Origin of the sequence: Escherichia sp. MOD1-EC6021 (genome assembly GCF_002965245.1) — a bacterium.
GTDB lineage: Bacteria > Pseudomonadota > Gammaproteobacteria > Enterobacterales > Enterobacteriaceae > Escherichia > Escherichia coli_F.
Map to the genome: position 1 here is coordinate 107,014 of NZ_PTRU01000008.1, position 12,893 is coordinate 119,906.

Annotated in this window: 12 protein-coding genes; 5 read left to right on the top strand and 7 right to left on the bottom strand. The window is 48.9% G+C overall.

Annotated elements, in window-relative coordinates:
- Positions 1-11: 11 nt before the first annotated feature.
- From BEB54_RS11550 to BEB54_RS11565, 3 genes are all read right to left on the bottom strand, one after another.
- A complete protein-coding gene (locus BEB54_RS11550; protein ID WP_000755178.1) occupies positions 12-551 on the bottom strand; it encodes a DUF5384 family protein in 540 nt (179 codons plus the stop codon).
- A gap of 15 nt (positions 552-566) precedes the next feature.
- Positions 567-1,085 (bottom strand): glycine zipper 2TM domain-containing protein, encoded by a 519-nt coding sequence (locus BEB54_RS11555; protein ID WP_001295476.1) that lies wholly within the window; start codon positions 1,083-1,085, stop codon positions 567-569.
- Between the two features lie 310 nt (positions 1,086-1,395).
- The gene (locus tag BEB54_RS11565; protein ID WP_000076001.1) at positions 1,396-1,587 is read right to left on the bottom strand and encodes a YfgG family protein; all 192 of its coding nucleotides are present in this window, start codon (positions 1,585-1,587) and stop codon (positions 1,396-1,398) included.
- A 17-nt stretch (positions 1,588-1,604) separates the two neighbouring features.
- Here BEB54_RS11565 and BEB54_RS28990 point away from each other — a divergent pair, with 17 nt between their 5' ends.
- Positions 1,605-1,757 (top strand): hypothetical protein, encoded by a 153-nt coding sequence (locus BEB54_RS28990; protein ID WP_000017552.1) that lies wholly within the window; start codon positions 1,605-1,607, stop codon positions 1,755-1,757.
- A 181-nt stretch (positions 1,758-1,938) separates the two neighbouring features.
- On the top strand, positions 1,939-4,182 hold the full coding sequence (gene pdeF / locus BEB54_RS11575) for a cyclic-guanylate-specific phosphodiesterase PdeF (protein ID WP_105282196.1): 2,244 nt from the start codon (positions 1,939-1,941) through the stop codon (positions 4,180-4,182).
- A 38-nt stretch (positions 4,183-4,220) separates the two neighbouring features.
- Here pdeF and ppx read toward each other — a convergent pair whose 3' ends face one another.
- From ppx to purM, 4 genes are all read right to left on the bottom strand, one after another.
- The gene (gene ppx, locus BEB54_RS11580) at positions 4,221-5,762 is read right to left on the bottom strand and encodes an exopolyphosphatase (protein ID WP_032184874.1); all 1,542 of its coding nucleotides are present in this window, start codon (positions 5,760-5,762) and stop codon (positions 4,221-4,223) included.
- A 4-nt stretch (positions 5,763-5,766) separates the two neighbouring features.
- Positions 5,767-7,833 (bottom strand): polyphosphate kinase 1, encoded by a 2,067-nt coding sequence (gene ppk1, locus BEB54_RS11585; protein WP_000529576.1) that lies wholly within the window; start codon positions 7,831-7,833, stop codon positions 5,767-5,769.
- A gap of 171 nt (positions 7,834-8,004) precedes the next feature.
- The gene (purN, locus tag BEB54_RS11590) at positions 8,005-8,643 is read right to left on the bottom strand and encodes a phosphoribosylglycinamide formyltransferase (protein ID WP_001028614.1); all 639 of its coding nucleotides are present in this window, start codon (positions 8,641-8,643) and stop codon (positions 8,005-8,007) included.
- On the bottom strand, positions 8,643-9,680 hold the full coding sequence (gene purM / locus BEB54_RS11595) for a phosphoribosylformylglycinamidine cyclo-ligase (protein WP_001295474.1): 1,038 nt from the start codon (positions 9,678-9,680) through the stop codon (positions 8,643-8,645). The genes purN and purM overlap by 1 nt, the downstream gene beginning before the upstream one ends.
- A gap of 325 nt (positions 9,681-10,005) precedes the next feature.
- On the opposite strand from purM, the gene upp reads away from it, so the two are divergent.
- From upp to BEB54_RS11615, 3 genes are all read left to right on the top strand, one after another.
- Positions 10,006-10,632, top strand: a complete 627-nt coding sequence (gene upp / locus BEB54_RS11605; RefSeq protein WP_001295473.1) for a uracil phosphoribosyltransferase — start codon at positions 10,006-10,008, stop codon at positions 10,630-10,632.
- 85 nt (positions 10,633-10,717) lie between these two features.
- Positions 10,718-12,007, top strand: coding sequence for a uracil permease (uraA, locus tag BEB54_RS11610; RefSeq protein ID WP_105277636.1), 1,290 nt, complete (start codon positions 10,718-10,720; stop codon positions 12,005-12,007).
- Between the two features lie 94 nt (positions 12,008-12,101).
- Positions 12,102-12,803, top strand: coding sequence for a DnaA inactivator Hda (locus tag BEB54_RS11615; protein WP_001307333.1), 702 nt, complete (start codon positions 12,102-12,104; stop codon positions 12,801-12,803).
- Positions 12,804-12,893 lie beyond the last annotated feature (90 nt).

Consider the following 12,893-nt stretch of genomic DNA (forward strand, 5'->3'; position numbering starts at 1 on the left):
ACTGACATCGCTTAGTTAAACCAGCTGTCCGATTTGTTCTCTTCTGCTTTGCCCACGCTTTTCATCAGATCGCGACCGCCTTCAGTCATATTCCTGTTTGCGTCAGCTTCAGATTGCACCACATCGGTTTGCGCAGCTTTGTGCTTCAGTTCCTGATCGATAAATTCGTTTTCTCGCTTAACGCGGGCTTCTTCTTTCGCCAGCGCCAGTTTTTGTTTCTGAATCTCTAAGCTGCGTAGCTCATCTTCATAACTTTGATCGCGTTTCTTGTCCGCAGTGGCTTCGGCGTCCAGTTTATCCTGACGAGCTTTCTTATTTGCCGCTGCCGTTGCCGCTCTTTTGTTAGCGGCGGCCTGGGCGTTTGCGCGACGTTGCTTCTCTTGCTGGATTTCCCTGTTGCGCTCCGCGACCCATTCGTCATGCTGCCTTTGCTCTTCATTTTTACCTTGCTGTTCCGCTTCTGCGACAGCAGAGAGTTGATCCTGCAATGATGAGGCGATAGCCGGATAGCTTAAGGAGGCTAAGATGGCGCAAAGAAAAACTTTCTTCATGACTCCTCCTGATTATTAGCTCTTTTCAGGACATTTGGTATTTGGCTGAATACGCGTTTCGTTATACGTCGTGGTAATAACAACGGCTAAACCTGTCGTAAACTGGCACTCTTTACCCACCTGGGTGGAGGTATACACTTTGGTGCCTTCCTTATACGTTAGAGAAACACCTTCCACTAAGGTTTTATCATTCACCATAGAACCTGCTGCCGCGCCAACAGCTCCGCCGCCAACTGCACCTGCCGTCGTTCCGGAATTGCTGCCAGACCCCACGTTGTGGCCGATAACACCGCCAGCGACTGCACCAATAAGCGCGCCGAAGGCTTGTGCGTTTCGTTTATTTTGGGAGTTGTCTACGGCAACTTTTGCGGGAAGAATGGAAATAATATTAACGGTTTTAGTTTCTTGTTTGGTATTCAGTTGATCGGTTTGATAAACATCGGCGGCATGATCATCAGCATTTGACTGGCATCCTGCCAGAGTGAATGACGCTAACATTGCCACAGGCAGAAGACATTTTTTAAATTTCATCACTATTCCTTGTTATACACATTACGAAAAATAAGACATTTAAGATCATCAAAAGAGGAAAGTAAATGTATTGCGTATAAAGGAATAGATTAAATTTATTAAAATTCATGTGGAAAATAATTTATAAAAATACATCATTAAAACATATGTATTAATTTTATATTTATTTCGCAGCCAAACAGGATAAACATCAGTCAGGACAAAGACGTAAAATTTAAGATGAAAGAATATCTGCCGCTTTGATAATCTCAAAGAGCAACTGCATCCGACAGCGAGGTGCCGTTATGTTCAGTGAAGGTGGAGAAGGTAACCGCTAACGTTGTACCGGTGATTCGACGGAGAGTGTGGATTGTTGAGCTTCTTTTTTGCTCTGATGGTGCTGCCAGGCACCGACGGACGAGTAGATAAAGCGGCCAAAGAAGAAGATAAAGCTGATGAGCAGTACGATACGGGTCATGCGACTGTTAAATCGGTGTCGTTTTCGCATACTGGTTGCCTGACTCACAAAAGGTTCCTTGAAGTATGTCCCACGCCGTGGACGGTACTTACATTAAGGCACAACAGGACAAAATGGTCAATTCTTCGTTATGTAAAAAAGCGTCAGTGGATACATATTTTAATGTTATGGAAGTTAATTTAATTATTTACAATGATGATGTAATAATGATGAATTAACATGATAAACGTAATAATTCATTAATCAGGGTTATTTTGTTTGATATATATCAATTGGAACTTTCATATGACACTTAGAATCAATGCTCTCTATAGTGATGAATAATCATCATTCGAAGTCAGGTGGGATGCCTGTCTGAATACACCTCCTTCAGGATGTGGGGGATTCTGCTGAGCATCTATGAAACTGAATGCAACCTATATAAAAATACGTGATAAATGGTGGGGGCTTCCGCTGTTCCTGCCTTCTTTCATCTTGCCCATTTTCGCCCATATTAATACTTTCGCGCATATTTCTTCCGGTGAGGTTTTTCTCTTTTACCTGCCTTTGGCACTGATGATCAGCATGATGATGTTTTTCAGCTGGGCGGCATTGCCAGGGATCGCCTTAGGGATTTTTGTCCGCAAATATGCAGAGCTGGGTATTTACGAAACGCTCTCATTAACAGCTAATTTTATTATCATTATCATTCTCTGTTGGGGCGGTTACAGGGTCTTTACTCCCCGGCGTAACAACGTTTCACATGGTGATACCCGTTTAATTGCCCAGCGTATATTCTGGCAGATTGTATTTCCTGCAACGCTGTTTCTAATACTTTTCCAATTTGCTGCGTTTGTTGGATTACTGGCGAGCAGAGAAAATCTGGTCGGCGTCATGCCTTTTAACCTCGGGACCTTAATCAATTATCAGGCCTTACTGGTGGGCAATCTGATTGGTGTTCCGCTGTGCTACTTCATCATTCGGGTGGTGCGAAATCCGTTTTATTTACGCAGCTATTATTCGCAATTAAAACAGCAAGTTGATGTCAAAGTCACCAAAAAAGAGTTCGCGCTCTGGCTACTGGCATTAGGTGCGTTGTTGTTGCTGTTATGCATGCCGTTAAATGAAAAAAGCACGATTTTCAGCACCAATTATACCTTGTCATTATTGCTACCCCTGATGATGTGGGGAGCCATGCGCTATGGTTATAAGTTGATTTCGCTGCTCTGGGCGGTCGTGCTGATGATCAGCATCCACAGCTATCAAAATTACATTCCCATTTATCCTGGCTATACCACGCAACTGACCATAACCTCCTCCAGTTATCTGGTATTCTCTTTTATTGTCAATTATATGGCTGTACTGGCAACCCGTCAGCGAGCGGTAGTCAGACGCATTCAGCGGCTTGCGTATGTGGACCCGGTGGTTCATCTGCCAAATGTTCGCGCCCTGAATCGCGCGTTGCGTGATGCCCCCTGGTCTGCGCTTTGTTATTTACGCATCCCCGGCATGGAAATGCTGGTTAAGAACTATGGCATCATGCTACGGATTCAATACAAGCAAAAACTTTCTCACTGGCTGTCACCATTGCTGGAACCGGGTGAAGATGTTTATCAGCTTTCGGGTAACGATCTCGCGCTGCGACTGAATACAGAATCGCACCAGGAGCGCATTACCGCACTGGATAGCCATCTCAAGCAATTTCGTTTCTTTTGGGATGGAATGCCGATGCAACCGCAGATTGGCGTCAGTTACTGCTATGTGCGCTCGCCAGTGAATCATATCTACTTACTGCTGGGAGAGCTAAATACGGTCGCCGAACTTTCCATCGTGATCAACGCCCCGGAAAATATGCAGCGTCGCGGGGCAATGTATTTGCAACGCGAATTGAAAGATAAAGTCGCGATGATGAATCGGCTACAGCAGGCGCTGGAACACAACCATTTTTTCCTGATGGCCCAGCCGATTACCGGTATGCGTGGTGATGTCTACCATGAGATCCTTCTGCGCATGAAAGGTGATAATGATGAACTGATCAGCCCCGACAGCTTCTTGCCGGTCGCGCACGAATTTGGTTTATCGTCGAGTATCGACATGTGGGTCATTGAGCATACGCTGCAATTTATGGCTGAAAACAGAGCGAAGATGCCCGCTCACCGTTTTGCGATTAATCTGTCGCCAACCTCGGTATGTCAGGCTCGTTTTCCCGTTGAAGTCAGTCAGCTGCTGGCTAAATACCAGATTGAAGCGTGGCAACTTATTTTTGAAGTCACCGAAAGTAATGCGCTGACCAATGTTAAGCAGGCGCAAATCACCTTGCAGCATCTTCAGGAATTAGGCTGCCAGATTGCGATTGATGATTTCGGCACCGGCTACGCCAGCTATGCGCGGCTTAAAAATGTGAATGCCGATCTCCTTAAAATTGACGGCAGTTTTATCCGCAATATTGTGTCAAATAGTCTGGATTACCAGATAGTGGCGTCGATTTGTCACCTGGCGCGAATGAAGAAAATGCTGGTAGTGGCAGAGTACGTTGAAAACGAAGAGATCCGCGAGGCGGTGCTTTCTTTAGGGATAGATTATATGCAGGGTTATCTTATTGGTAAGCCGCAACCGTTAATTGATACGCTGAATGAAATCGAACCCATTCGCGAAAGTGCCTGAACAGCGAGGGCCGACATTTCTCGTCGGCCCGCAAAGCATTAAGCAGCTATTTCAGGTGAACTTTCTTCTTCAATTTTCAATCGCCAGCCAGCCACGCCTTCCCAGTATTCTTGCTCCTTTTCCAGATCAAGCAGTACCAGTGCATTCTGACTAAACCAGTCATGCGGAAAACGCAATGTCCAGTGACTGTCATCGGTAATCAGCGTTAATGTTGGCGGTGTGGTGGTTGCCTGACGTTGATTGTTGAGCAAGACGCCAAGACGCAATAGCTGAATCAGCGGCAGAAACTGTTTCTTTTTAAACAAGGTAAAGCGCGGCAGATCGTCGAGCTTAATCGCTTTACGGTGATAGCGCACCAGCGTCGCCATCATCAGCTGCTGTTCCTGATTAAAACCCGGCAAGTCGCTGTTTTGCAGAATATAAGCGGAGTGGCGATGCAAACCGCTGTGGTTGATATTCAATCCGACCTCATGCAGCATGGCGGCCCATCGCAGTAGCGCTTCCAGTTGCGGATGCGCCAGCTTCGGTTGCTGCTCCCGCCACTGTTCGTACATTTGCATAGTGGTATCCAGCACCCGTCGGGCCTGTTCACTGTCGATGTGATACTGGTTGGCGAGGCTGCTGGCGGTGCGACTACGCACATCCTGATGACGGAAACGTCCTTCCATTTCATACAGTACGCCTTCGCGTAACGCCCCGTCAGAAAGGCGCAGTTCACGGATGGCTAAAGCATCAAACACACCGCATAAAATCGCCAGTCCAGGAACGAAGACTGTTTTCCGTTCTTCGGAAAGACCCGGTAAACTCAGCGATGCGAAATTACGGTGACGTAAAACTTCTTTTACCAGTTTTTCCAGACGTTCCGGGGTAATTATCCCGTCTTTCTCGCCCATTTCCATTAACACTTCATGGGCGGCTTTTATGGTACCGGAAGCGCCCATTGCCACGTTCCAGCCCTGAATTCGAAATTGCCAGGTTAAAGTTTCCAGTTTTTGTGCTGCCGCCATGCGAGCGCGCTGAAAATTCTCTTTATTGATGACCCCGCCAGGGAAATAAAGCTGGGCAAAGCTGACACAACCCATCCGGCGGCTTTCAACGAGAATCGGTTCGAAATTTTCACCAATCACCAGTTCCGTAGATCCGCCGCCAATATCAATAACCAGTTTGCGACCTTTTTCCGGCTGGGTATGTTCCACGCCCATGAAAATCAGACGGGCTTCTTCATTACCGGAAATAATTTCAATCGGGTAGGGAATGACCTTTTCCGCGCGTTTCAAAAAGTCAGTAGCATTCAACGCCTGACGCAGCGTATGGGTGCCAACAATACAAACGCTGGCAGGCGAAAATCCCTGCAAGCGTTCAGCAAACAACGATAGGCAGTTCAATCCGCGTGTGATTGCCTCTTCACTCAACATATTATCTGGCCCCAGACCGTCTGCCAGATGGACCCGCTGTTTCAGGCGACCAATAATCTGCATAGCGCCATCCACCACACGGGCAATAACCATGTGGAAACTGTTTGAACCAAGATCGACCGCAGCAAACTCCTGCGGACGAGGGGATTTGTCGTGTATTGGCATAGGGTTATTCAGGTTGTTCGAGGGATTTGATGTAATCGTAAATCGCCAACTGCGCCCGCACTTTGCGGCGGTTACCGCGGGGAACGTAGCGATTACTAAGTTCTTTATCGATATAACGCGCTTTGACCGTATCGCTGAATAAAATGTCGATGATGTCCAGTACTCGCTGCTTCAGGCGTGGATCGAGTAGTGGCGTCGCTACTTCAATACGATAATCAATATTGCGCGTCATCCAGTCGGCGGAAGAAAGATAAACCTTTTTATCGCCGCCATTTTCAAAAATATAAACCCGGTCATGTTCAAGGTAACGGTCAACAATACTGATAGCACGGATGTTATCACTAATGCCTTCCAGATTAGGGATCAGCGAACACATTCCACGAACCAGCAGATTCACCGGCACGCCGGAGCTGGAAGCCGCATACAGACGGTCGACCAGACCTTTATCGACAAGGTTATTTAGCTTTAGAGTGATACCGCTGGGCAGCCCTTGCTGCGCGTTGGCGATCTCGCGGTCCACCATCTCATACAACAAACGGCGGGAGTTTTGTGGTGACACCATTAAATAATCAAATGTCACCGGACGGTATGGGTTTTCAATAAAGTTGAACACACGCCGTACTTCGTTGGTAATGCGCGCATCAGCGGTCAGCAACGAATAGTCAGTATAAAGCCGCGCGGTTTTTTCGTTAAAGTTCCCGGTCCCGATGTGCGCGTAACGCACCACTTCACCGTTTTCTTTACGTGAAATCAGGAACAGCTTGGCGTGAATTTTGAGCCCCGGCGCAGAGAAGATAACGTGCACGCCTGCTTCGGTCAGGCGCTTCGCCCAGTGAATATTGGCTTCTTCGTCGAAACGCGCCTGTAACTCAACCACCACGGTGACTTTCTTACCGTTGTGTGCGGCGTGGATCATCGAGTCGATGATGCGTGAATCTTTCGCCACGCGGTAAATGTTAATTTTAATCGCCAGTACGCTCGGGTCGAACGAAGCCTGACGCAGCAGTTCCAGTACATGCTCAAAGGTATGATAAGGATAATAGAGCAACACATCGCGTTCGCGAATAGCATCAAAACCATTGCGGAACTGGGCTTTATCAAACCAAATGTGGCGTAAACGCGGCAGTGGTTTGTTCACCAGATTGGCTTTGCCGACATTGGGGAAATTAATAAAGTCTTTAAAATTATGATAACGACCGCCGGGGACGATGGAGTCGTAGCGGGAAATAGTCAGTTTTTCGCGTAACACTTCAACCAGCGCATTGGGCATATCGCGCTGATAAACAAAACGCACCGGCTCAGCAGTTAAACGCTGCTTGAGACTGGAAGACATCAACTCCATCAGGCTGGCTTCCATCTCATGCACTAAATCGTATTCGGCATCGCGGGTCATCTTCATTGAATAGGCATTCAGCGCGTCATAATCAAAGAAGCCTTTGAAAATATCATCAAGGCAGTAACGCAGAATGTTATCCAGAAGAATCATCGGCTTGCGTCGACGCGGCGCTTCTGGCGGTAAATTCACAAATCGCGGCACTTTATCTGATGGGATCTCCAGCAGCGCGTAACGGATGGTATCGCCACGGATAATTTCCACCGCCAGATAGGTGTAATCATCTTTCAGGAACTGCACTAAGTCAGTGTCAGGATTGATTAAAATCGGCGTAATGTGCTGACGCAGATACTGCTTAAAATAATGACGCAGCCAGTTTTGTTGATTGACGGAGAGTTGGCGTTCATTAATCAGGAAGATCTGGTTGCGCGCCATCTCCAGCAACAGCTCGTTGTAGAGGCCGTCGAATTCCTGATCGGCTTTCAGCACCCGGGACTGAATTTTGCCCAGTAAATGGCGGGAATGAGAGTTGGAACCTTGTTCTTCGCTAATAATGATGCGTCGCTTCAGTTCAGCGAAGCGGACTTTATAGAACTCATCAAGGTTATTGGAATAGATCCCCAGGAAACGCATCCTTTCAATCAGCGGGTTAGATTTGTCCGCCGCTTCCTGAAGCACGCGTTCATTGAACGATAACCAACTGAGCTCTTTTTCGATGTATAGCTTTTCCTGACCCATTACCACTTTTACTCCGTTTTATTCACGGGACACTGCCTGGATATTATGGCGAGCAATATTGGCAGATGTCCAACTATGCCAGAAAAGGGGGAAAAAAACTGCTGGAGCTTGCGATTTACAGGTGAATTGAAAAACGCCAGCGGCAGAGCTGGCGTTTTAACTACGGGGTCATTACTCGTCGGCAGCGTAGCCCTGAGGCGGCAGACGCTGACCATCCAGCCACGCGGCGTTTTCGTGCATTTTCAGACGACCATCGGCAAACCAGCTAATCACCAGTGGATAAATAGCGTGTTCCTGGGTTTGCACGCGGGCGGTGATGTCATCCTCCGTATCACCAGCAAATACCGGGACTTTCGCCTGTAAAATAACCGGGCCACCGTCCAGTTCATCGGTGACGAAATGCACCGATGTACCGTGCTCTTCATCGCCATTTTCCAGCGCCTGACGATGGGTGTGTAATCCGGGATATTTCGGCAGCAGAGAAGGGTGAATGTTCAGCAAACGCCCGGCATAGTGGGAGACAAACGCCGGGCTGAGAATGCGCATAAAACCAGCCAGCACGACCACATCGGGTGCGTACATGTCGATTTCATGAATCAACTCCCGGTCATAGGCTTCACGACTGTCAAACGCGCTGGCGATGAGCGTATGCGTTGCAATACCCGCCTGGCGGGCGCGTTCAAGGCCGAACGCGTCGGCCTTATTGCTGAAAACTGCCCGTACGGTGCCTTTAATTTTATTGGTTTTGCAGGCGTCAATTATTGCCTGCAAATTACTTCCGTTGCCGGAAATAAGCACCACAATATTCATTATTCGATAACCACGCGTTGTTCGGAATCAGAAGCTTTGATGATACCGATTTTCCACGCGTTTTCACCGTTGGCATTGAGCAGGGCGAGGGCTTTGTCCACTTCCGGAGCAGGCAGGGCAATAATCATCCCTACGCCGCAGTTGAAGGTGCGATACATTTCATGGCGCTCAACGTTACCTGCCGTTTGCAGCCAGTTGAACACTTCCGGCCACTGCCAGGAAGATTCATCAATCACTGCCTGGGTATTATCTGGCAATACGCGCGGAATGTTTTCCCAGAAGCCGCCGCCGGTCAGGTGCGCAATAGCATGCACATCGACCTTTTCAATCAACTCCAGCACGGACTTCACGTAAATGCGGGTTGGTGCCAGCAGATGATCGGCTAATGGCTTACCATCAAGTTCGGTGGTTTGCGGATCACAACCGCTGACTTCGAGAATTTTGCGCACCAGCGAGTAACCATTTGAATGCGGGCCGCTGGAGCCGAGTGCAATCAGTACATCGCCGTCGCTGACTTTAGAACCGTCAATGATTTCTGATTTTTCTACTACCCCGACACAGAATCCGGCGACATCGTAATCTTCACCATGATACATCCCCGGCATTTCTGCCGTTTCGCCACCCACAAGCGAACAGCCCGATTGCAGACAACCTTCCGCAATGCCGCTGATCACCGCTGAAGCGGTATCAACATCCAGTTTTCCGGTTGCGTAATAGTCGAGGAAAAACAGCGGTTCCGCACCTTGCACCACCAGGTCATTAACGCACATGGCGACCAGATCAATACCAATGGTGTCGTGACGTTTTAAGTCCATCGCCAGACGCAGCTTGGTACCTACGCCGTCAGTGCCGGAAACCAGCACGGGTTCACGATATTTTTGCGGCAATGCACACAGCGCACCGAAGCCGCCCAGACCGCCCATCACTTCCGGACGACGCGTTTTCTTCACTACGCCTTTGATTCTTCCAACCAGAGCATTACCCGCGTCAATATCAACACCGGCATCTTTGTAGCTAAGAGAGGTTTTATCGGTCACTGCTTGGGTCCCCACGCGTTACTTGCGGTAGAAAAATAAAAATTCGGCGCAATTCTAACAGGGAAAGCAAACGTTTGCGAGACTGCTTTACACAACCTTTTTGCACGTCTTTTCCCCAGGCGCGCGGCGAAAGAATACTTGTACCAGGGCAAAGGATCGTTTTCGGATGGAATAATCTTCTTCCATAACCATTTGAATAAAAAATAACTTTATCTCAAACCGTTATCATTTTGACTAAAGTCAACGAAAATAATATTGCCGCCTTGAAGAAAGGAGGTATAATCCGTCGATTTTTTTTGTGGCTGCCCCTCAAAGGAGAAAGAGTATGAAGATCGTGGAAGTCAAACACCCACTCGTCAAACACAAGCTGGGACTGATGCGTGAGCAAGATATCAGCACCAAGCGCTTTCGCGAACTCGCTTCCGAAGTGGGTAGCCTGCTGACTTACGAAGCGACCGCCGACCTCGAAACGGAAAAAGTAACTATCGAAGGCTGGAACGGCCCGGTAGAAATCGACCAGATCAAAGGTAAGAAAATTACCGTTGTGCCAATTCTGCGTGCGGGTCTGGGGATGATGGACGGTGTGCTGGAAAACGTTCCGAGCGCGCGCATCAGCGTCGTCGGTATGTACCGTAATGAAGAAACGCTGGAGCCGGTACCGTACTTCCAGAAACTGGTTTCTAACATCGATGAGCGTATGGCGCTGATCGTTGACCCAATGCTGGCAACCGGTGGTTCCGTTATCGCGACCATCGACCTGCTGAAAAAAGCGGGCTGCAGCAGCATTAAAGTGCTGGTACTGGTAGCTGCGCCAGAAGGTATTGCTGCGCTGGAAAAAGCGCACCCGGACGTCGAACTGTATACTGCATCGATTGACCAGGGACTGAACGAGCACGGATACATTATTCCGGGCCTCGGCGATGCCGGTGACAAAATCTTTGGTACGAAATAAAGAATAAAAATAATTAAAGCCGACTTTAAGAGTCGGCTTTTTTTTGAGTAAAGCGCCTATAACACATAATACAGAGGATAATACTATGACGCGCCGTGCTATCGGGGTGAGTGAAAGACCGCCACTTTTACAGACAATCCCGCTTAGTTTGCAACATTTGTTCGCCATGTTTGGTGCAACCGTCCTGGTGCCCGTCTTATTTCATATTAACCCGGCGACTGTACTGTTATTTAACGGTATAGGAACGCTGCTGTATCTCTTCATCTGTAAAGGGAAAATCCCGGCTTATCTTGGTTCCAGCTTTGCCTTTATTTCACCGGTATTGTTACTGTTGCCGTTAGGGTATGAAGTCGCGCTGGGCGGCTTTATTATGTGCGGCGTGCTGTTCTGCCTGGTTTCTTTTATCGTGAAGAAAGCGGGGACCGGCTGGCTGGACGTGCTGTTTCCACCTGCGGCAATGGGCGCAATCGTTGCCGTCATCGGTCTGGAGTTGGCGGGCGTAGCTGCCGGTATGGCGGGGTTACTCCCGGCTGAAGGGCAAACTCCAGACGCCAAAACCATCATCATCTCTATTACCACCCTGGCGGTCACGGTTTTAGGTTCCGTGCTGTTTCGTGGTTTTCTGGCAATTATCCCGATTTTAATTGGCGTGCTGGTGGGCTACGCGCTCTCTTTCGCAATGGGAATTGTCGATACCACGCCGATTATTAATGCTCACTGGTTTGCGCTGCCAACTCTCTATACGCCGCGCTTCGAGTGGTTTGCCATTCTGACTATTCTGCCAGCGGCGTTAGTGGTTATTGCCGAACACGTAGGGCACCTGGTGGTAACGGCTAATATCGTCAAAAAAGATCTGCTGCGCGATCCAGGTCTGCACCGTTCGATGTTTGCTAACGGCTTGTCGACCGTGATCTCCGGCTTCTTTGGCTCCACGCCAAATACTACCTACGGGGAAAACATTGGCGTGATGGCGATCACCCGTGTTTACAGTACCTGGGTTATCGGCGGGGCGGCGATTTTCGCTATCCTGCTTTCCTGCGTCGGTAAACTGGCTGCTGCTATCCAGATGATCCCATTGCCGGTGATGGGCGGCGTTTCGCTGCTGCTTTATGGTGTTATCGGTGCTTCCGGTATTCGTGTTTTGATCGAATCGAAAGTGGATTACAACAAAGCACAGAACCTGATCCTGACTTCCGTGATTTTGATCATCGGTGTCAGTGGCGCGAAGGTAAACATCGGCGCGGCGGAGCTGAAAGGTATGGCGCTGGCGACCATCGTCGGTATCGGCTTAAGTTTGATCTTCAAACTGATTAGTGTGCTGCGCCCTGAAGAAGTGGTGCTGGACGCAGAAGACGCGGATATAACAGACAAATAATGTACCGACCGGGCAGTGTTGCTGCCCGGTTCAAACATCATGGGATTCTGTGGTAAACTTCTCGCGATTTTGTGAAATCCTGGTTGAGGTATCTCTGAACACACCGGCACAGCTCTCTTTGCCACTTTATCTTCCTGACGACGAAACCTTTGCAAGTTTCTGGCCGGGGGATAACTCCTCTTTACTGGCCGCGCTGCAAAACGTGCTGCGTCAGGAACATAGCGGTTACATCTATCTCTGGGCACGCGAAGGCGCGGGGCGCAGCCATCTGCTGCACGCGGCTTGCGCGGAATTGTCGCAGCGTGGCGATGCGGTGGGCTATGTCCCGCTGGATAAACGCACCTGGTTTGTTCCGGAAGTGCTCGACGGTATGGAGCATTTGTCGCTGGTCTGTATCGACAACATTGAGTGTATTGCAGGCGATGAGTTGTGGGAGATGGCGATTTTCGATCTCTACAATCGAATTCTGGAATCGGGTAAAACACGGTTGTTAATCACCGGCGATCGTCCACCGCGGCAGTTGAATCTGGGATTACCGGATCTCGCGTCGCGACTCGACTGGGGGCAGATCTACAAATTGCAGCCTCTTTCTGATGAAGATAAGTTGCAGGCGCTACAGTTACGCGCGCGTTTGCGTGGTTTTGAACTGCCGGAAGATGTGGGGCGTTTCTTGCTGAAGCGGCTCGACAGAGAGATGCGCACGTTATTTATGACGTTGGATCAGTTGGATCGTGCGTCGATTACCGCGCAACGTAAGCTGACCATTCCGTTTGTAAAAGAGATTCTGAAACTGTAGACAAGACGTTTATTGTCGGATGCGCACCCATAGTATTCGTCGGCCGGATAAGACGCGGCAAGCGTCGCATCCGGCAATGTGCTTCAACTA